General features: G+C 32.7%; 1 protein-coding gene. It reads left to right on the top strand.

Translation table 11 applies throughout. From position 1 onward, the window contains the following. The first annotated feature begins 154 nt into the window (after positions 1-154). Positions 155-595, top strand: a complete 441-nt coding sequence (locus tag V7183_RS25395; protein ID WP_097899489.1) for a YaiI/YqxD family protein — start codon at positions 155-157, stop codon at positions 593-595. The last annotated feature ends 334 nt before the right edge of the window (positions 596-929 follow it).

The raw sequence follows: 929 nt of genomic DNA, 5'->3' as shown, positions 1-929 counted from the left end.
AAAAAGTTTGATCATTTCTGTGCCCCTTATTCCATTAAAGCATCCTTTAATAGAATATCTGTTTTTTTAATGATTTTAGGTAAAGCATCTTCGTTTGACAAAAGCTAAATCTGCCATTATCATCAACTCGAACTTATTTATAGGAGTGATAAAGATGAAAATTTATGTTGATGCAGATGCCTGTCCGGTAAAAGATATTATTATCTCTGAAGGTACGAATGCTGAAATTCCTGTTATCCTTGTTACTAGCTTTTCTCATTTTTCTAATGCGGAACAACCATCAGGAGTGGAAAAAATTTATGTTGATTCTGGAGCAGATGCTGCGGATTATCGGATTATGAAGTTAGCAGAAAAAGGAGATATAATCGTTACGCAAGATTATGGTCTTGCTTCGCTAGGTTTAGCAAAAGGGTGTACGGTTCTTCACCATAATGGGTATAGCTATACAAATGAAAACATTGACCAATTATTACAAACACGTTATTTGAGTGCAATGGCTCGAAAAAGTGGAAAGCGTACAAAGGGGCCAAAACCATTTACATCAGAAGATAGGGAGAAATTTAGGGAGCTTTTTAAAAGAACGATTTCACTTTAAAAAAGAACCGTCCATTTTTAAGGAAAAACAAGAAAAATAATATTGTGACTAGTATTTCAGTTCTTTTTTAAGCCTTACACTACACTCACATGAATAAACATTATAATTATTTGATGTATCGTATTAATGGTACCATATTCTATCGAATGACTTACTATACAAAAAAAGACGCGTTTCTAAATAAACGCGCCTGATTATGGAAGAAGGGATTAGTCATATTCAATGGATAACTGTAATTGCAGCTTGTATTTGAAGGTTTAACGCTCTTCCAATGAATTATTACTAGTCAGCTTTTATTTATCCAGTATTATTTATACAAGGGAATATTTAAAAG

The organism is Bacillus sp. JJ1127 (assembly GCF_036965845.1).
Lineage (GTDB): Bacteria > Bacillota > Bacilli > Bacillales > Bacillaceae_G > Bacillus_A.
Note: the sequence above shows the minus strand (reverse complement) of the source record. Positions and strands in the feature narration are given on the sequence as shown.